The organism is Desulfovibrio inopinatus DSM 10711 (assembly GCF_000429305.1).
GTDB lineage: Bacteria > Desulfobacterota > Desulfovibrionia > Desulfovibrionales > Desulfovibrionaceae > Alteridesulfovibrio > Alteridesulfovibrio inopinatus.
On record NZ_KE386879.1, the window covers coordinates 79,312 to 99,303 of the forward strand.

15 protein-coding genes are annotated in these 19,992 nt (G+C 49.7%); 9 read left to right on the plus strand and 6 right to left on the minus strand.

The genetic code is table 11. The features are described from left to right. Positions 1-17 precede the first annotated feature (17 nt). Positions 18-671, minus strand: a complete 654-nt coding sequence (locus G451_RS31230; protein WP_051261815.1) for an OmpA/MotB family protein — start codon at positions 669-671, stop codon at positions 18-20. Between G451_RS31230 and G451_RS34365 the strand changes: the two genes are divergently transcribed. Beyond that, positions 670-816, plus strand: a complete 147-nt coding sequence (locus G451_RS34365; RefSeq protein ID WP_156921771.1) for a hypothetical protein — start codon at positions 670-672, stop codon at positions 814-816. The genes G451_RS31230 and G451_RS34365 overlap by 2 nt on opposite strands. Here the strand turns inward: G451_RS34365 and G451_RS0122860 are convergent. From G451_RS0122860 to G451_RS0122870, 3 genes are all read right to left on the minus strand, one after another. Continuing rightward, a complete protein-coding gene (locus tag G451_RS0122860) occupies positions 788-1,843 on the minus strand; it encodes a DUF1786 domain-containing protein (RefSeq protein ID WP_342663771.1) in 1,056 nt (351 codons plus the stop codon). The two genes, G451_RS34365 and G451_RS0122860, sit on opposite strands and share 29 nt — an antisense overlap. Positions 1,844-1,851: 8 nt before the next feature. Further along, positions 1,852-3,267 carry a M23 family metallopeptidase gene (locus G451_RS31235; RefSeq protein WP_169727930.1) on the minus strand — a complete coding sequence of 472 codons (1,416 nt, stop codon included), beginning with the start codon at positions 3,265-3,267 and terminating at the stop codon, positions 1,852-1,854. A gap of 197 nt (positions 3,268-3,464) precedes the next feature. After that, positions 3,465-4,103 carry an FkbM family methyltransferase gene (locus G451_RS0122870; RefSeq protein ID WP_051261817.1) on the minus strand — a complete coding sequence of 213 codons (639 nt, stop codon included), beginning with the start codon at positions 4,101-4,103 and terminating at the stop codon, positions 3,465-3,467. 69 nt (positions 4,104-4,172) lie between these two features. Here G451_RS0122870 and G451_RS0122875 point away from each other — a divergent pair, with 69 nt between their 5' ends. Further along, complete coding sequence (locus G451_RS0122875; RefSeq protein WP_051261818.1) at positions 4,173-5,012, plus strand: AraC family transcriptional regulator; 840 nt, start codon at positions 4,173-4,175, stop codon at positions 5,010-5,012. 53 nt (positions 5,013-5,065) lie between these two features. Next, on the plus strand, positions 5,066-6,046 hold the full coding sequence (locus tag G451_RS31240) for a DMT family transporter (protein ID WP_051261819.1): 981 nt from the start codon (positions 5,066-5,068) through the stop codon (positions 6,044-6,046). Here G451_RS31240 and G451_RS31245 read toward each other — a convergent pair. Further along, positions 6,040-7,476: a response regulator gene (locus G451_RS31245; protein ID WP_051261820.1), complete on the minus strand. Its 1,437-nt coding sequence runs from the start codon at positions 7,474-7,476 to the stop codon at positions 6,040-6,042. The genes G451_RS31240 and G451_RS31245 overlap by 7 nt on opposite strands. Positions 7,477-7,721: 245 nt before the next feature. On the opposite strand from G451_RS31245, the gene G451_RS0122890 reads away from it, so the two are divergent. The 6 genes from G451_RS0122890 (at position 7,722) to G451_RS0122915 (ending at position 12,651) form a co-directional block, all read left to right on the plus strand. Then, on the plus strand, positions 7,722-8,384 hold the full coding sequence (locus tag G451_RS0122890) for a peroxiredoxin (RefSeq protein WP_027186067.1): 663 nt from the start codon (positions 7,722-7,724) through the stop codon (positions 8,382-8,384). A gap of 127 nt (positions 8,385-8,511) precedes the next feature. Further along, entirely contained in the window at positions 8,512-8,751 is a 240-nt protein-coding gene (locus tag G451_RS0122895; protein ID WP_156921772.1) for a hypothetical protein, read from the plus strand. Positions 8,752-8,948: 197 nt separating this feature from the next. Continuing rightward, positions 8,949-9,536, plus strand: a complete 588-nt coding sequence (locus tag G451_RS0122900; RefSeq protein ID WP_245587863.1) for a YkgJ family cysteine cluster protein — start codon at positions 8,949-8,951, stop codon at positions 9,534-9,536. Positions 9,537-9,549: 13 nt separating this feature from the next. Further along, the gene (locus tag G451_RS0122905) at positions 9,550-11,868 is read left to right on the plus strand and encodes a penicillin-binding protein 1A (RefSeq protein WP_027186070.1); all 2,319 of its coding nucleotides are present in this window, start codon (positions 9,550-9,552) and stop codon (positions 11,866-11,868) included. A 32-nt stretch (positions 11,869-11,900) separates the two neighbouring features. Continuing rightward, complete coding sequence (locus G451_RS0122910) at positions 11,901-12,248, plus strand: phenylpyruvate tautomerase MIF-related protein (RefSeq protein ID WP_027186071.1); 348 nt, start codon at positions 11,901-11,903, stop codon at positions 12,246-12,248. A gap of 22 nt (positions 12,249-12,270) precedes the next feature. Continuing rightward, entirely contained in the window at positions 12,271-12,651 is a 381-nt protein-coding gene (locus G451_RS0122915; protein ID WP_034643662.1) for a hypothetical protein, read from the plus strand. Between the two features lie 696 nt (positions 12,652-13,347). Here G451_RS0122915 and G451_RS0122925 read toward each other — a convergent pair. Further along, complete coding sequence (locus G451_RS0122925; protein WP_027186073.1) at positions 13,348-19,746, minus strand: LPD3 domain-containing protein; 6,399 nt, start codon at positions 19,744-19,746, stop codon at positions 13,348-13,350. Between the last annotated feature and the right edge of the window lie 246 nt (positions 19,747-19,992).

The following is a 19,992-nucleotide window of genomic DNA, read 5'->3' on the forward strand; positions in this document are numbered from 1 at the left end:
TCAAGTCGGGGAAAACGTCAGAACTTGGAAAAATTGGCAATAACGATTTCAACGCGTCTATTCCGGGCGCGGCCTTCCGGCGTGTCGTTTTCAGACACAGGTTGATATGATGACCGGCCTACAGCTGAAAACATTGCCGGATCCAAGTTATCCGTATCGAGAAGATAACGAATAACCGCGGCTGCACGGGCACATGAGAGTTCCCAGTTGCTGGGATAGCGGAATGTTTGGATGGGCACATCATCGGTGTGCCCCACAATGTAGATGTGTTTGTCCGTCATTTTGCCGATGACGCCGCCGACTTTGGCCAGCACAATTTTGCCACGTGGCGTAATTATGGCTCTCCCTGTATCGAAAAGAATTTCATCGACAACATTGATGGAGAGCATTTCCTTGAATTTTTCGATCGTCACTTCTTTTGCTGCGACTTCTCCTTCCAGGTCGCTCACCAACGTCTGGTAGCCAGCGTCAAGCTGATCGTTTTCACACGTCGTGGCAGGGGGGCATGACGCATCTTCTTTTTGTGATGAATCGAATAGACGTTTATAATAATCCTCAATAACTTCATCCTGACCGCTTTTTTCGAGGACACGCCACCCAAGATAGAGAGATGCACAAAGTGGAATGAGAAGAGCAAAAGCGATAATGAACTTGCTGGTAGGAGTCTTCATGAGCGTCAACCTCGTTGATACTGTCGGAACAGGAAGCCGAAAAGATCATAACGATACTGCGTTGACGGAAAACGATCAAGAATGTGGCGCTGTGAACACTTCAGGTCCACGCGGCTTTAGTTTTGTTCAGCTGCAAGGCGCTTGAGTTCTCGACCCTTCAAAAGTCCAAAGCACCCGGCAAGCATCATATCTCCACCAGGGCTGGGAAAGGAAACATGGTATCCCATGAGTTGTTCACGCTTGGGACCGATGACATGAATATCATCGAATCCGCCTGCATCAGACGGAGGCGGCAAGCACAAACATCCATGTCCATAGCTATCAAAGACTTCTTCACATGCCAGAGTACCGCGACGAAAACGGTCGATTTGCAACATAACATCACCAGGGTCGAGAACACCGGTATGATGTTCGTAAACACCATAAATCCGACCAGCATACACCATGGCTGCGACAATATGGCTATTCCCCATATTGAGCACAAGAACGCCGTGATCCCGAGACGCTTCCTCGATTTCCGGAACAAACAAAGCTCCCAATATAGCCGCGGCACCTGTGTCAGCTGTCATACACGCCCCAGCCTGTTTTTCTATGGAACGCAACCGAGTAAACGTTTCGGGAGGCGTATCATAAATAAGCGACTCGGGGCGGCCATCGGCTTGTTCCAGAAGATGGCGCCAGAGTTCAAAGCGGCCCATTCTATTGCTGGACCCCGGATGAAATCCGTGATCTTGAGCGGCAATGAGAAAATAAGACGGGTAGGGATGTCCTGACATCTTCAAAAATATATCCCAGAATGCAGGATCGAAATCGGATAAATAGACGGGCATGAATCCATCTGGACAGCGCTCATCGAGCCGAATTCCCATTTCAAGAAGACTCTCCGGATTATCACTCAATGAATAGGCAGCATCACGCCGGGCAGAAACATCAAGCCCCATAGCGAGATGTGCCTTGATGCTACGATAAAATCCGCCGCCCATATTATTGCCATACAAATAAATCGGCATTTTCAACTGACCAAGCTCACGAATTCTGGCCGCAACCATTCTGGCTGGCGATTCGAGAATAAACTTCGGACAATTTTCCAATTCGCGATCGGGGTAATACAGTAACGCGTCCTGCGTTCCGCTACCGATATCGATGCACAAAGTGCCTGGGGTCATATTCATACCGTCGCTTATAGGGCAGCTTTGGTTTGCTGACCAGAGTTGGGTTCCTTTTGGGTTGTCTCGCGTTTCGACATTTTCTGCACTTTCATTCGGGTGGACGTATCGGCTTTTGCCGTGCGTGTTGAGGAAGCGCGAGAAGAATTATCAAGCAAGCTCAAAAGAGGGTGAACCTTTTTCTTGAATGATGCCAACTCCCTCTTCGAGATCGGGTCGGCTGTCGTTTTCTTCAACTTTAACGCGTTGATTGCTTGGCCGTTTTTATAGAGGCGAAAATCGAGATGGGGACCTGTCGCCCATCCGGTGCTACCGACAAATCCGATAACTTGTCCTTGTTTGACTTTTTTCCCGACAGCGAGCCCTTTGGGAAAACGACTGAGATGGTTGTATTGTGTGGTATATACACTATTATGCCGTACGGTGACATAATAGCCATATCCTTTACCATACGCTTTTTTTACGACAACTCCATCTCCGATGCTCCATACCGGTGTCCCCGTGGGAGCGGCATAGTCAACGCCAAGATGAGGGCGTTTTTTCTTGAATATGGGATGAAGGCGACTGTGGGTAAACCCAGAAGATATACGGGTAAAATCAAGTGGAGCTTTAAGAAACATTTTACGGCGTGCTTTGCCTAACGCATCATAATAGCCGGCATTGCCTTTGCCGTCTTCATAATAAAAGCCTTCAAAAACTTCACCCTGGTTGGAAAATCGTGTCGCTAACACCCGGCCATATCCGACAAATTGTCCACCGCGGTAACGTTTCTCCACAACGGCTTCAAATGTATCACCCCGACGGATGTCTTTGCAGAAGTCGATATCATATGAAAAAACATTGGCGATTTTGACGGCAAGTTTCGTGTTCTCACCAGAATCGTTCACCGCTTGGATAAGACTCGAACGAATACTGCCTGACACGCGTTCCGTGCGAACTTCACTTGGCTCTATTTCAGTATCAACCTGATAGCCATCGTCGCCGAGAGCCACGATGAGGGTTTTTCCGGGACCAATCTCATACTCAAAGCGTGTAAGCGTGTCGCCTTCAGCTTCAATCGTATATTCTTTCCCGATACGGATTTGCGATAAGGGGTAAACCTTACGCGATTGAGCGGCAAGAGTGTGCAGCTGGGCTGCGTCGAGATAGCTGCCAAGCAGCTGGGCCGCAGTGTCTCCCGGTTTGACCACGCCGTTGAAGTTGACATGTTTGGGGACTTGCTCTTCTTCAGAAGGAGGGCAAGTGAACAGCTCACTGACCTCCGGTCCGTTTAGTTTCAGGACACACGTTGCAGGTTCCGACTCAACAAACCAACCGGCCTGATAAGCAGCAACGAGACCAACTCCCATAAACGCGCATACAAGCAGTATACGGAGGAAAGGAGCACGACGAGGGGGCGCGCCAAAAAGTGGCCGACTCTTTGGCTTCATTCCAAATCCGAAGCGTGTTTTCATAAGGAATCAGGGGGTTGAGGTTTGAGAGAACCCTAAAACGAGCTCTTATGAATTGTAAAGCCCTCTCAGCCCTGTTTTTGGTGTTTCCATCGTGAACACGCGGAGCTCAATGTTTCACAAGACGATCCTCGCGATTGGTCCGCAGACAAGAAACATAATAATGGTTATGTTTCTCATCGTAGAAATAAGGCATCGGCTGCGGTTTTTTCATTTTGCTGGTTTGTCCAGATATCATACAGTTTTTCGAGGACAAACCCCGAAGAGGAAAGAAACAACTCGATTTCTTCGAATAGTGGTTGTCCTTCATACAGTGGGATAAAGGCAACTTCGACAAGGATAGCACGGCATCGAGCGAGTGTTTGGGGCATTCCGCGCAACGCCTCAAGCTCGTACCCTTGAAGATCGAGTTTGACGACATCGGCGCCGTCGGGAAGAACTTCATCAAGAGAAACAACCTGGATAGGAATAACATCCGATAATGTCAAAACCTGATCAGCATATTTCTCTTGAATTCCGGAAGGGGGAAGAATCGAGGAGAGCGTGGGCCTGTTCAACTTATTGATGGTTGTGGGGAACGACGAGGCTCCAAGACCGTATTGATGTACAGTGACCGATTGTGCCGGAAAACGTTTTGAGAGCTTGCTCGCAAGGTCGGGGAGTGGTTCAAAAGCGTGAATATGGGCTTCTGGAAAAAGGTCAAGAAACGTTTGTGTTCGTCGACCTTTGTTGGCGCCTCCGTCGACAATGACGGGATGTACATGAGAGACATGTTTGGCAATCGTTTGATACGCGAAGAGAGTCGGTTCTGGCATAGAGCGTTATTCCTGTGCAAAGTCAGATGATGTAAACACGCGATGCGGTAGAAAACCATGGAGAGAAACGTGATCGGGGTCAAGGAATGGGCGAACTTTTTTACACCTGAAGGACTCGATGGCGTGGAGTGCCTTCGCGCTCACTTTATGCGACGGCGGTTTCAGGTGCATGCGCATGATGGTTACGCAGTGGGAGTGATCACTTCTGGTGCTCTCGGGTTTGAATATCGTGGAGAACGGCTTGTTGCCACAACTGGGATCGTCAATACCGTTGTGCCAGGGGAACCGCATACCGGCGAAGCAGCAGGAGAAGTTGGCTGGAGTTACCGTATGCTCTACCTTGATGCAGCCCTGGTGCGGTCCATGCTCCAGGAAGCCGACGTCAAGTCTGGAGATATCATTTTTACTCCGGGTATTGTCCACGATGCATCACTCGCTGCACGCATAGCAACGGCGCACCGTCTTCTTGAAGAGGGACAACTATCTGTTCTCGCACGACAAAGCCTCATGCGTTCATTGGTTGTTGCCTGGATGATTCGACATGGTCGGGAAACACGCCCGGGCCGTACACTTTCTTTCGATCCGACCCAGGCGCTCCATCGTGTTCGTCAAAAATTGGAAGACGAGTACGCAGAAGATGTGTCTTTGGAAGAGCTTGCCGATTTGGCTGGTTTGAGCCCTTGGCATCTCAACCGGGCCTTTCGTCAAGTATACGGTTTACCACCACATCGCTACCAGACCATGATCCGGGTTCGGCAGGCAAAATCTTTATTGTTATCGGGAGCACGAGTTGTCGATGCCGCATTGGAAACTGGATTTTACGACCAAAGCCATTTGACCAGACACTTTACCCCCCAGATTGGAGTTTCTCCAGGCCTCTACCGCAAAAGCGTACAAGAGAAACGCTGATATCCGCGTTATCTCCTCTGCATCATTGCATTTGCAGAGAAAAGGAGAAACGCATGGATACTGTCTCACGAATTAAAGCCTACGCGTGCCTGACGACGGCCATGGTAATGGTGGGGTCGTCTGTTGTTGTTGCCAGGCATCTTGTGATGAATATGCCGGTTTTTTGGGCTCTTGGCCTTCGATTTGCCATTGCGCTTGTCACGATGTTGCCGGTTCTTCTCCGTCTTATCCCCAAAGTACGAAGTCATGGTCGAGACCTGATCGTACTTTTGTGCCAAGCAATTTTTGGAGCTGTTCTGTTCAATATTTTCATGCTCTATGGTCTGAAAACGGAAACCGCGGTCATTGGTGGCATTATGGCGGGAACAACGCCGCTCGTCATGGCGTGTGTTGCGACGATTTTCTATGGAGAGCATTTAAATCGCATGGCGAAATTGGGCATCCTGTTCAGCGGATTGGGTATTGTTCTTGCTAATTCCGGTACCTTGTTTGTCCAAGGAGGCGATGTCGGATCCTTGCGCGGAATAATTTGTATCATTTTGGCATACGTGAGTGAGGCAGTCTTTTTACTTATGCGAAAATCGGTGAGCTCGGCTATCAGTGATATGGAAGCATCCGCTGTCATTACCCTCGCCGGGGCAATTTTTTTTGTGCCTACCGCGTTCGTGATATCTCCGGAATTTCATGTATCCAGCCTCAGTATCGCTCAGTGGGGCATACTGACTTATTATGGACTGATTGTGACCGTCGCGGCTTATTGGTTTTGGTTCCGTGGCGTTTCTGGAGTGCCTGCCAGTGAAGCAGGAGCTTTTGTTGGGGTAATGCCGGCATCGGGAGTCATCATTTCAGCGCTCTTTCTTCATGAAACAATTCGTGCTTCCCATGTGGCAGGATGTCTTTTGGTTGCAGTGGGCATTGTCTTCGCAGCTGGACCAACATGGCAAGTGCCTCGCTGGATGCGCCGCGGAGTTCGGGAACCGCTGGTCGTTTCAGAAATTCCTGGCCATGAGGGCATGAGACGCCGGCATCATTGAATCTCTCGACCGGAAATCGGCAAAGTAACAAGGAATACGCACGCCTTTTCATTCCGATCAAATGTTAAAGACCCACCCATGTTTTTCAGCATGCGATAGCAAAAGGGGAGACCGACATTGGTTTCGGTCTCCTCAAAAGGTAAAAAGAGAAGTTCCGGGTCGGAAATAACGTGAGAAGGATGAAAGACAATTTCGAGATTAACAAATTGGTCCCGTTCAAATGTTGTTATTACGAGCGTGTTCTCCGTGTCGATATTGCCGGATACATTCCGCATAAGGTTGATGACAACTTGTCCGAGCATCTCTCGGTCACAACGGATCTGACTTATCAACCGATCGAATTTAACTTTGGGTATGATATTGCGAGCAAGGAGTTCCGGTTCCAGAAGATCCAGGGCCGATTCCACGATATCATTTATAGAGCAATCTTCGCGTTCCAACTTCACAGGGTGAAGATACGTTCGAATGCGATCAAGCGTTTTTTCAAGACGGGTGGCTTCGCTCAGGATAATCTCAGTTTCGGCAATATCTGGATATTTCTGACGCATTCGGCGAGAGAATCCTCCAATTGAGATAAGAGGATTGCGGATTTCGTGAGCGACTTCGGCAGAGATGGCTCCCAATGTTTTAAGTTTTTCTTTCTGAACAACAAATTTTTCCAGCATCATGCGTTCTGAAATATCCATGACCAAACTTTCCATATACGTAACAGATTGTCCGGGAACGCAATCTTGAGCGGGAATCGTTTTGAGAATGCCATGGATAACGGCCCCATCTTTGTGAATAAGCCGAAATTCTTCGGATAACGGACGATCGCATTTTCGAAATGTAGCGGTGAAGGCATTGCGAATGCGCTCACGATCAGCGTCGTGAATACGTCCTAAAAACCAATTTGGCGTACTCAGTGCTTCCGATTGCGTGAATCCGAGCATGGCTTCACAAAATTTGTTGATAAATCCAAGATTAAAATCATGGTGCAGCATGAAGATAAGAACTGGAATATGCTGTACAAGATTTGTGTAGCGTTTTTCGGCACGTTCAATTTTTTCTTTCAATGTGCGATGTTCAAGTGCGCTTTGCAGTGCATGGTTCAACAGTTCAAAATTATCCAACGGTTTCGTTAAATAATCGAATGCGCCATATTTAAAGGCACGCACAGCATCTGAAAGATCACGTTTCCCTGTCATAACGATGACAGGGATCTCGGGGTGGGTATCGGCTTTAACACGAAGAAATTCGAGACCATCCATGACCGGCATAACAAGATCAAGAATGATAGCATCCGGATCCTGCGTGTTGACCACGTTCAGTCCTTCTCTGCCGTTACGCGCCTCAATGACCTGGAATTCATTATCTTCAAGCCAGAGACCAAAACTGGCAAGGACGGTATCGTCATCGTCGATAACGAGTATTTTCGGTGGTATATTCATGGGTGCTTTATTTCTCCAGGTGTAACTCAACAAAGAAACTTCAATTATCGACAAAATACATGGATCGTTGTTTGTGGTAAAGTCTCGTTGTAAGATTAAAGTTTCATAAACAAAATTTTTGAAAATTATTTCGTATTTCTTTTTCTTTTGAAAAGTGCATGAAAAAAGTTAAAAAAGTCTATTGTCAGAATGCTTTTTAAGCGTATGCATCGATTTTTCCATGAGAAAACACGGAGGAAAACCTTATGACTTCGGACGTCCAAATTCAATCCTCTCCTATGCCACGTATTGGTGATCTCGCTCCGCAATTCGCTGCGGAGACAACGCAAGGGCTTTTGCACCTTGAAGATTTTAAGGGAACATGGGTTGTGATGTTTTCTCATCCAGCTGACTTTACTCCAGTTTGTACGACGGAGTTCATTGCATTTGCCAAAGCACACAGTCAATTCCAGAAAATGGGATGCGAACTGCTGGGATTATCCATTGATAGCATATTTTCTCACATCGCCTGGACCAAGAACATTGAAAAAACTTTTGGGCAAAAAATCACATTTCCAATTATTGCGGACCAGGCACGTAGTGTGGCCATGCTTTATGGAATGATTATGCCAGGGGAAAGTAAAACCGAAACCTCACGATGTGTTTTTGTTATAGATGATAAGCAGGTCATTCGAGCGATTATCTATTATCCCTTAACAACGGGACGGAATGTGGATGAAATTCTTCGATTAGTCACGGCGCTGAAAACAACGGATGAACATGGTGTCGCGACTCCTGCCAACTGGAAACCCGGCGATGAGGTTATTGTCCCTCCGCCTCGAACCCAAGACGCCGCTGACGACCAGCTTGGAAATACGGACACGCAGTGCCTGGACTGGTACTTCTGTAAGAAAACATTGAAGTCATAAATAGGGCGCTGTCCCATACACGAAGCGTCCATGCTATCTGAACGATAGAGAGGATCTATAGGATTTTACGCTCGCATACGCCATGTTGCGCGCTATACCCACGGGCATTGGAGGAGAATTCAAAGAAATGGCATGTATAAAGCCTGATGGAACACTGACGGTTCTTGCTCGCGATCTCCTTGAAGCGGCACGCAGGGAAACTGATGAAAATCGTTTGGTTCAAGATTTATCTTTACCGTTGTATCGCATACGTTCCGTTATCCGGGAAATGTCCGGATATGGATATTTGGATTCTACGCAACACGGCATCATTTTGACGGATACGGGTCTGGAAAAACTCGAATTCACCAACGCCCAGCAGCAGTAAGTCGACGCAGTCAAGGGGAGTTCTGAGTTTATGGAGAGCTGAAGGCTGTTTTTTGTGCTGGTCAACGCTTTACAGGGACGATATTGGGAATTACGTTCTTTTCCCGACAGATCATTATGCACGGCATTGCAATGATGTGCCGGTGTGGCTACTATCACAAGAACTCGGCCGGCCGGCCATTTTTTTGGAGCCAATTTGTGAGCATCCGGCATTTTTCAACTGCAATTCAGAAACGTTCCGACCCCGATGTTTGCGCCAGGTGTGCCTCTTTAGGCCCTACCTGCTGTCAACTTGTGCCGGGACAGGAAGAAGCCTGTTTCCCGGTCTCTACTTTGGAACGTAACCGCATCGTAGACGTTGTGTCGCAACGTGGCGGCTTTACGCGCGAACGCAACTCTGCAGCATTCGTCAATAATATGGCGCGATTGTTTCCCGGTGAGCGGAAAGTCATTATGGCGCTTTTTCCTGCAGACCAATTTCACTTTCGGCTGTCTACACACGCTGATGGGAAATGTACATTTCTCGAATCGGCAGGATGCATGCTCCCGACCGAAGTTCGGCCATATTATTGCCGTATTTTTCCTCTTTGGGTCGTACGAGATATGCTCACCGTGTTTACGGCCTCGCAGTGCTTGGCACAAAAAGAAGGGAGAACCGTACCTGGAGTGGTGCAAGCCATAGGGACGACTGAACAAACCGTGCGAAAACTCCACGGTAAATTGCGTCTGGCATGGGGACTTCCACCAAGGGAAGGGATGGCCTTCGTTTCATCCGTCAAGGCGTAAAGGTATCGATTTCATGAAAAAACTGCTGATCATTCTTGTTTTGTTTACTTTACTTGTTGTCGTTGCGGCAGGCATGACTCTGGCCGGTATTTATTTTTGGGCAGCCGGAGATTTACCTGGTTTTCGAAATTTGACGGATTATCGTCCGCCATTGGTGACAACGGTCTATAGTAGAGACAAAGAAGTCATAGGATATCTCTACGCGGAGAAACGTTTTCTCGTGACCCTGGCCGATATGCCGGACTACCTTCCCAAAGCGTTTCTCGCGTCGGAAGACTCATCATTTTATCAGCATGAAGGTGTTGATCTCATGGCTATTTTTCGTGCCATGGTGGTGAATATGCGTCATGGTGGCATCCGGCAGGGGGGGAGCACCATCACCCAACAAATTATCAAACGGTTGCTGCTGACTCCGGAAAAAAGCTACAAACGTAAACTCAAAGAAGCAATTTTGGCGTATCGTCTGGAACGGTATTTGACGAAAGATGAAATTCTGACCATCTACCTCAACCAGATTTATCTCGGTTCAAAATCTTATGGCGTTGAAGCGGCTGCACGGACGTACTTTGGTGTGCATGTTGGCCAATTGACGTTGGCGCAAGCTGCGCTTTTGGCCGGTCTGCCACAAGCGCCTTCCCGATACAGTCCTTTCCATGATTTCAGTTCAGCCAAGGCAAGACAAAAATATGTTCTCGGGCGTATGCTTGAGATTGGTTGGATTACGAAAGAACAACATGATCAAGCTATCAGTGAGCCATTAGTTTTTAAAAGCATGCCTGACCCGTCCTGGAAGGTTGGCCCGTATTATCTTGAAGAAGTACGACGTTGGCTTGTGGAACGGTTCGGTGAATCCACGGTGTATAATGGTGGATTGCATGTCTATACTGCGATGGATCCGCGTCACCAGCGTGCCGCAGAAATTGCGTTGCGCAGTGGTTTATCGGCATCTTCGAAGCGTCGGGGATATCGTGGACCTATAGACTCCATAGCTAAAGACGAGTTCGAGCAATACTTAAAGTCTCATCCTGTGTCAGAGGAAAATCTTTATCCTGGAGCCTGGATTCATGTTCTTGTCACCCAGGTCACGAAAAAAGGAGCGCAAGTCCGATTTGGCGATAAAACAGGTTTTATGCCGGCCAACACGATGGCATTTGCCAGACGCAAGGGCGTCAAAGTTGGTGATATTATCGCAGCGTCGGTGGAATCCGCACCGAAGTCTCAAGCGGAAGACGTTACTGCCGAGAAAAAGAAGAGTGAGGCAAGCACAAGCTGGGTGGTCAATATGGAGCAAGAGCCTATTGTTGAAGGCGCGATTGTCTCCATTGATCCCAAGTCGGGCGATGTCCTGGCCTGTTCAGGCGGATTCTCCTTTGAGCGCAGTCAATTCAATCGAGCAACACAAGCCGAAAGACAACCTGGATCGTCGTTTAAACCCATCGTCTTTTCCGCAGCAATGGATAACGGGATTACTCCGGGCACGGTGATTATGGACAGTCCGTTTGTCTATGTTGATCCGTTTACCCATAAGGTCTGGCGACCAAGTAACTATGGTGGTAAATTTCTTGGACCTATGACGGTTCGTTCTGCATTGTCCAAGTCGCGTAACCTCGTCACGATTCGGGTCGCAAAAACGATCGGTATGCAAAAAATTATCGATCGGGCCAAAGCTCTTGGGATTGAAGCTGAAATACCACCATATCTTCCTGTCAGTATTGGCGCGGCGTCATTGAAATTGATCAATTTATGCAAGGCCTATACGGCTTTTGCGCGCGACGGTTCCTATGTGGACCCACGGTTTGTACTCTCTGTAAAAAGTGCGTGGGGAGAAGATGTCTATACGTCCCAAGTGACGGCGGTTCCGGCCATTTCTCCGCAAAATGCCTACATCATGGCGTCGTTGTTAAAAGAAGTTGTTCGCGCCGGCACGGCAACCCGAGTGAAAAAATTGGGACGTCCCATCGCAGGAAAAACGGGAACAACCAACGATGAGCAAGACGCATGGTTTATTGGTTTTTCACCCTATCTGTTGACGGGGGTTTATATTGGATTTGACCAACTCAAACCGATGGGACGCGGTGAAACCGGTGGACGAGCGGCCTTGCCGATATGGCTTAATTATCGCTCTGTCGTTGAAGAAGATTATCCCGTGGAAGACTTCCACATGCCGCAAGAAGGGTTGACCATCGCGAATGTCGACGGCATTCCTATGCCTTTCCTTAAAGGATCGGAGCAGGCTCTGGCGTATATTGATGACGAGGAAAACCGTATCGACATGGCTGACCCCAATGCCCCCTTGGCCCGTGGCGAAGATCTATTACGCCAAATGTTTTAGAGACCGCATCGATTTTTAGCGAGGAAAAAGCTATGCCACTGTGCCGGATTGAAACAAACGTGACATTTGACGAGCACGTGAAAACCGACCTGTGCGCCAAACTTTCGCAGACACTGGCCACACTGACCGGGAAGAGTGAAAACTATGTCATGACCTTGATCGTGGACAATGTTGCCATGTCGTTTGCGGGCTCATTGGAACCGGCTGCATCCGTTGAGTGCAAGAGTATCGGTCTTGCTGAAACGCAGTGTACGCAATTCTGTAGTGCTTTGTGTGCTTTTATCGATCAGGAAATGGGGGTTTCTCCAGACAGAACCTACATTGAGTTTACAGATCTCAATCGTCGTTTTTTTGGATGGAATGGAAGCACCTTCGGCTGATATTAATACAAGGACAATGACCATGGATGAGACCGCTCGAGTATGCTTAGGAAATGTGATCACAGCGATTGATGAAACTGCCGTTGCGATTCGTAACGTGGAACGAGATGCAGCAGTTGCTTTACATGAAAACAACGATGAACCCGCATATCGAGCGGCCATGGCGCAGAAGGCGGAGAACCTGATCGAGTTGGCGGAAAAGGGCGGCAAAGAACTTCAAGGCATTCCAGAATTCGTCGATATCGCAGCATCCCTTGCCGGTTTTGGTCAACGAGCGGAACAGGCCTTAAACCTGGACAGTGTATTTTATATGTCTGCCTTGCTCTATCCTGAAGATTACCGTGACGGTGATAAAAATGATCTTGAACGGTTCGCTGACACACTGCGGGCGCGATTGAAATAATTGCTACAAGAAAGGATTGCCGCTGCTTTGGAAAAAAGCAGCGGCAATCTCGCGTTTGATCCATGGCCAGACAAATTCCTCTTTTTTTCTGCTCTTCATAAGTCAACCCCTTTGTCAAGTTGACGGTTTGAACTTCCTTGTATCTAGTTACATAACTAGATACAAGGAAGTCCTAATGGGATTCCTGAGGAAGGTGCAGTTAATTAAGCGGAAAGCCAACGAACAATAGTACATCAACTTTCCATTTTATCTGCCGCATACGAAAGGATGCAAAGTTGTACGGGCCTGCCAGAGGGCGAAAGGGGGCGAAAGCGAGCATACGGTGAGCGCCTGCCCACCCCAGAAGCAATATGGCAAGACAAAAGTATTCCCTGAGAAATTGTTTCTGCGTTTGCAGAGGGTGAAATCCGTGAATTTCAGGTGGAAATCTTGAAATCCGTGCGCTGGCGAAGCGCCGGGGAGAACACAACCTCAAACTGATGGTTATCCGGCCACTTGGGTATCGTCTAACAAGCAATCTCGAATGAATTACCGAAAATCGTACGTCCTGATTTCGACAGCTCCAGACCTCCCTTTAGAATTTTTTTTCAAGCATATGTCTGGCGTTGGGAGGTCGAAGTCAACTTCCGATATGAAAAGACTTTGTTCGGTGTAGGAAATGCAAAGTCGTCGAGAACAACCAAACGGTTGAACAGATCAAACTCCTCTCTCGTCAGGTCTTTGGTGATGTTCTGCATGTTCTGCACAGCGACACCAGCCGCATTGCGCTGCGCCTGTTCCAAGTGGCGCAACCATTCGCGCTTTGGCAAATTTCGCTTCGTTTGGTAGATGGATGAAGTGCCGCGTAAAACCGGTGGCAAGTTGATTCCATGATCCCTTGACGTGATCAAGGAAGGTTTCTTTGGTGCCGATCCCTTTCCGGGCTTCCTGGTAGCGCCGTTCGGACTCGGCGTCGGTAAACGATTCGCCGCGATGGGCCTGGATGTCGGAGGCATTGACAAAATCGGCTTCCGTCAATATTTTCTTGTTGCCTCGCTTGGTCCCCTCCTTGGGCAATTGGAGCTCTCTTGACTGGGACCAGGCGAGGCTTTTTTGTTTGTTCTGATAACGAAGCAAGCCTTGATTTATCCAATTCAAGAATGTGTTTTCATTCGTTTTTCCATAAAAACTTGCTATATTGTTGACTGCATGGTGTTGCATTGAAGCATTCACATGCACCGCCGCCATTACAGTTTTCCCTTTCTCGTCAATCACTTCCGTCATGACAACTAAATTGCCGAGACCGTCTTTTGACTCAAACACCATAATGGGGTCATGAAGGTTCTGGATAAGCGAATAAAATGACTCAGGTCGCACGAAATGTTTGTCCTGAGTTGCTTTGGGAATAACTCCAGGACGCATCGTAAAAGGTAAGTTTGGGACTCCAAGGCGTTTGAGAATAATGGGGGTTGGCCCCAGCGTGAAATGGCGTCGTTTGTTGAATTTGCCATCAAAATATTGATCCAACTGTCGAGCAAAATCGTCAATCGCTCGCTGCACGCGTTTGGTAATAAACGGAGAGGAGGGACGGCTTTGCCGCTGCGCCAGGATGTCGTCGGCATTGACTTCACCAGCCAGGACTCTTACAGGATAAGAAGACGTGGCGTCACGGTCTTGATTCGTCAAGTCCTTCCGTGCTGATTGCCCCCCATGTTCATGGGCGCGCGTCGGGTTCATGGGTGACGCCACTTCTATTGATGAAATCTTATGGTCTTTGTATGATTTCAGGCCACCAATATTGTGAATATCCACTTTGATTTTTACTGAAAAATCCTCTCCATTCATTCTCAAAACCGCATAATAGACATTTTGCCCCAACAGGTTTCGATGTCGATCATCAGTTGGTTCAAAACGAAAAAACGCGGCGTTTTCAATCAGGCGCCGTAACGCTCCATAAGCCTGCCTTTGCTGTTTCCCCCGACGTTTCGCCGATTCCTTTAAGCCGCGCCGAGTAAACGTCACCGTCTCCCCTGTCTTCTTGACCTGAACAGGCGTATCAAAATCGGCGGAATTGAAAAGCCAGTTGCGAACCGCTTTCGCGTCTTTCCAATCCATGTCAGCCGGCAACGTCGCAGAATCAAGTTCAACCACTTGCACTCTGGCGTCAGGATCGTACACGGGGTGAGAAGAGTCCTTTTCATCACGCTGTGCCGCAACCGGCTCCACGCTGCCTTTCCGACCCGTCTGCGTTGCCTCCTGCACCTTCGTCGGTTTCATGACAGCCCGTTCGGCGTTGCCGATCAAGGTCCGGACTTCCGCGTCCGAAAACTCAAGATGGGAAAAACGCGGCATCTTTCGCAGCCACTGACGCACAGCCGCGATGATCCGGTCCACGAGCGATCCTGTCCAGCCTTCGTCAGCCAACCAGGAAATCGCCTCGTCCGTCGCTTTCCGGCGTCCTTTCAAAGAACGCAGGTTCCAGCTGTAACCTTTGTCCATGAGTTCGCGAATTTTTGCCTGGACGGCGGGATTCTTCCAGGCTTTATCCATGACGGCCTGATACTGGTCGCCCAGGAAGACGCGCAATCCATGGTGGCGCTTCTGTTCGTGCACCAACGTTGTGAGGAGGTCTTTGGCGCTCTTGACTCGATTGGCGATAAGACCGACAATGCCGTTCTTGGGATCATAGAATCCGTTGACGCCGCGCATGTTCTGCCCGGCGAACGCTTCGGCTTCCTCGGTGTTCTCGAACACGCGAACCGGCGCGGCTCCCGGCGTGGCATCGTTGAATTCGGCAATGATGGCGTCAATGTCGTCGTGGGGGAGGGGGGATTTTTCGCTCTGTTGCGTATCCCGCTGCCTCATGATGCCGTCGTCGGCATTGACTTCACCAGCCAGGACTCTTACAGGATAAGAAGATGTGGCGTCATAGTCTTGATTCTTCGAGGCCGGCCATGCCGATTGCCCCCCATGTTCATGGGCTTGCGTCGGGGACATGGGTGACGCCACTTCAATCTCTGAAATTTTATGATCTTTATATGATTTAATATCGCCTGCCCTGCTCAGATTAACCTTAATTTTTACAGAATAATCCCTTCCTCCTAATCGTAGCGCTGCATAATAGACGTTTTGCCCAAAGAGGTGACGATGTTTTTCCTGCGTTGCTGGTTCAAAACGAAAAAACGCGGCGTTTTCAATCAGACGCCGTAACGCTCCATAGGCTTGCCTTTGCTGTTCCCCCCGACGTTTTGTAGATTCCTTTAAGCCGCGCCGAGTAAACGTCACCGTCTCCCCTGTCTTCTTGACCTGAACAGGCGTATCAAAATCGGCGGAATTGAAAAGCCAGTTGCGAACCGCTTTCGCGTCTTTCCAATCCATGTCAGCCGGCAACGTCGCAGAATCAAGTTCAACGACGTCCACCCTGGCTTCAGGATCGTACACAGGCTGTTCGTCGTTCTGTGCATCGCGATGCGCCATGATGTCGCCGTCGTTGACTGGATCAACATCAGGCGTTATATTTTCTACATCGCTTCTCTGGCCCGAGATGACGCCAGGGGTCTGGCTGTTATGGTCACGATGAGGGTCCTGCGTGCCTTCCCAGAGAAGCTTTTTCTTATGCACGCCATCAGGATGAAGATACTGATCTTTCCTTACTGGAGATGCCGTAACGACCTTGTAAAATTCTCCATTAGGGCTGTATTCCATTTTCACTATAGCGGCTGGCCATATTCTGTTTCCTCGTACCGTCAAGACAAAGTGCCTATCAGTGTTTCCTTTGAAGATAGCATTAAAGTTCTTTGTAATATGAGAAATGAATCCGGTGGTATCTTTGAATCCTCGTTGCTGTATTTGAGGCCCATGCCTTTGGTCGATGTGCACCGCTCCGAACTTTTCGTCTCCGTTTTGAAGCCGAATCGGTCCGGGACGACTCCCCATGGCCTGCGCCATTTCATCATTGATGTGACCGAAATCTCTTCCGCCTCCAGGGGCTTCGAGAAAGGCGTCTGCGGGTTGGTCTTTTGAGAACATCGTCAGAGTTGGTCCGTGAGACGCAGCACTCCCGGTTCCCGTCCTCACGGCCTTGTACGATCTGCCGATAACGTCTCGTATCTCGCGGTCCGTCACCTTCATGTCGGGCCACAGCCGACGCATGAACCGACGCACCGTGGAAACGAGTTTATCCATGATGGTGGACCGCCAGCCTTGACGGCCAAGCGCGGCGATGGCTTCGTCGGCTGCTATCGCTCTATTTCCATGAAAAGAGTCGCCGCGTTCCTTCTCCAGCTTCGCGGCCATATCCTGAACGGCCTGATTTTCATACGCCTTCGTCATGAACGCTTCGTACTGTTCGCCAAGCGCCAAACGAACGCCGTGATGGTTCATGACCTCTTCTTTGAACGTGTTGCGAAGGTCGGCTTCAGATGTATGGTTGTTCGCGAAAATGGTGACTTTTGGGGGCGTCTTCCCGTCTTTGCTTGCGGGCTGATACATGCCTTTTGTACCAGGTTCGCCATCCTCGCGAATATCTATTTCAGGGACGCCTTTGAGGCCTTTCGTCCACCGATCAATATGCGCGCTCGCCTCGGTGTTGGACATGGCGGGGCGCGATGGCTTGGGTGCGGACGGATGCGAATGCGGTGTATCAGAGGCGGAAGAGGAAAGAGGAACGCCGCTCTTGTTATGTGAAGACGGCGTGATGGGGGAAGGGGTTATTTCTTCTTGAAGATCTGTTCCATGAGCTTGGGGTCGCTCAGATTGAGCTTGTAGACCGGCGCGATCTTGTATTCCCGGAGAAAGGAATGCATTGCTTTCCGTTTTTCTGCTGGTGCTCCCCGTTCCTTGCCTTCGCAGAACCGTTCCCAGAACTCCAGCAGTTCTTTCGTCGAGTACCCTCTGTAGGTCTCGGGCAATGGCTTGTCTGTCATCGGTCGTCCTCGACTTGTTGATTTGATCCAAAATAACATTGACTTCGCCGCGAGACAAGACGGAAGCGGTTTTTTTCGCGTTAAGCGGGATGTTGTTTCGTGCAAACGCTTTTTGCAACTTGGCGACAAGTTGGGGCTCTGCATCGAGTCGGGCGTCACCCATGAGTCCTGCCACGGTATCGACCGAGATACCTGCCTTCTTGAGGGCGCGGACGAACGCTTTTGCGGACGCGCCGGTTGTCAGAACGTCCTCCACCACCACAACGTTTTTTCCCTGTAACGCGGTCAAGTTCGTTCCTTCTTGCGCCACGTATTCTTTCGCGACGAAGGGGCGCTCCTGTGGGGGGATGCTTTTCATGGGAGCGTCATGTTCTGCTTCAAACAGTACCTTCCCGTCAAAAAGAACGCCCCCCATACGCGTAGTCAGTTCTTCGCCAAGTGCGAGGGGCAGTGTGTTTGACCCTGTCGTACTTGGCACAGACACAAAGACCGTCTCTTTTTGGGGGTCGAGCTTGGCCTTGACGGCTTCTGTGTGAGAATCCTGCCACACAGAAGACACAATGCGTCGAGCCGCGTCGAGGTCTCCTGTTTTGGCGGCGTCCCAGTCTTCGGAATGTTGGATGGCCATGTCGGCGCGTGGCTTCCCGGTGACGCCTTTTTCATGGGCCGTGCTTTTTCCCTCGATACCAACAACGGCTTGGCCTGCTGAGTCTTGCACAGGAGAAGAACCCGGCATCGGCTCCGGCGTTTCCTGCGCACGCGTTGCGGCAACATCCGCTGTCATTCGTTCCAATACCGTTTCAACCAGTTCGTCACGCCCGACCTGACTTGAGGCGTCAACTCCGGCCAAGGGCTTCAACGCACCGACAGGCATCTTCTTCATGATATTGCGAGCGGCGTCCACGTTGTCCTGTTCAACGTGTTCCACGATTGTTCCGGCCTTGGGCCCGTATTGTTCGGCATAGGAAACAGACACGGGCACGACTGACGGCACATCGCGTTGTACGGATTGAGCCTGTTTGGGAGAGAACGGTTGAGACGTGCGCTCTTCATTCGTATTGACGTTGTCAGCAGTCGATACTATGGTATTTATACCCGCAGACCCAGCTTGACCACCGGAAAGGCCCACCGGGGACCGACGATTATCGTCGGGGGCAATGGGGGAAGGGGCCGCCCCCCCAAGTTGAAGCCTGCGGTCTTTCTCTTCTCGGTACTTTTTCAGGTACCTTTCCGCTTTTTTCTGAGACATTTTCCAGTAATTGCGCAGAATATTCCCGCTACCATCCTGCGATATTTCAACTATACCAACAAATTTTTTCCCGTTTGAACGAACAAAAAGCGTACGACGTCCACGTTGGGGACTGCTTGCTGTCGCGATATTGGGCAAGATCTCAGTTGGGTTTTGCACGACGTGCTGGATGAGTTCGATATCGTCGTCCGTCAGTTGATCACCGTGACTTTCTTCTATGTGTTGTATGTCCCCTGGTGTCGCAAAAACATCTGGAGACTGAAGGCTTAACCCAAGAGCCTCTATGTCGTCAGCAGTCGACGGTGAAATTGAACCGACAAACGAATCCCCGTTTTCATTCGTTTCGAAGTGATCCCATCTCGACGCATTCGTAGAATTGAGAGGGGCAACGCTCTCTTCAATCTGTTCTGGTAAAACATCCGTTTGAGGATATTCCATGGACGCGGCGATGTCCGAAGCGGAAACAGCGGTCGGTTCCTGGCCCTGCCCTTGATTTGGCTCACCGACATCGAGCGCCCTCATGGACACGATCCCGCCCGATCCTGGAGTCTGGGGAGATGGCGACAATTCCGGCGACGTCTGCGTCTGTCGAGCTTGGTCTTCAAGAAATCCGTCGTGCCGTTCCTGCAGCGCCTGTCCGGTCGGAATCACGCGAGTGTGCCCGGTAGGCGAATGGTCTTGCATCGCCTGAACAGCCTCTTCCGTCTGGCTTGGGTCAATCTGCGCTTCGCTGACCACGCGTCCCTGATCGTCAAGCGCCTGCGCAACAACGCCGCTCCCCGGAGCGGGACGAACAGACGGCGCACCCAGAACGACCTTGCCAAGCGTTTCCTCGTCAATGTCGTAGGGGATGAGGTCGCGTAAAACGTGATCCGTCGTCAAAATCGTGCCGTGTTGCGTCGCCACGGGGTGAACAGGCCGGAAGGGGACGAAAGCGAGCATACGGTGAGCGCCTGCCCACCCCAGAAGCAATACGGCAAGACAAAAGTATTCCCTGAGAAATTGTTTCTGCGTTTGCAGCGGGTGAAATCTGTGAATTTCAGGTGAAAACCTTGAGACCCGTGCGCTGGCGAAACGCCAGGGAGAACACAACCTCAAACAGATGGTTATCCGCCCACTTGGGTATTGTCTGAACAAGCAATCTCGAATGAATTATCGAAAACCGTGCTATCTGATTTCGACAGCTCC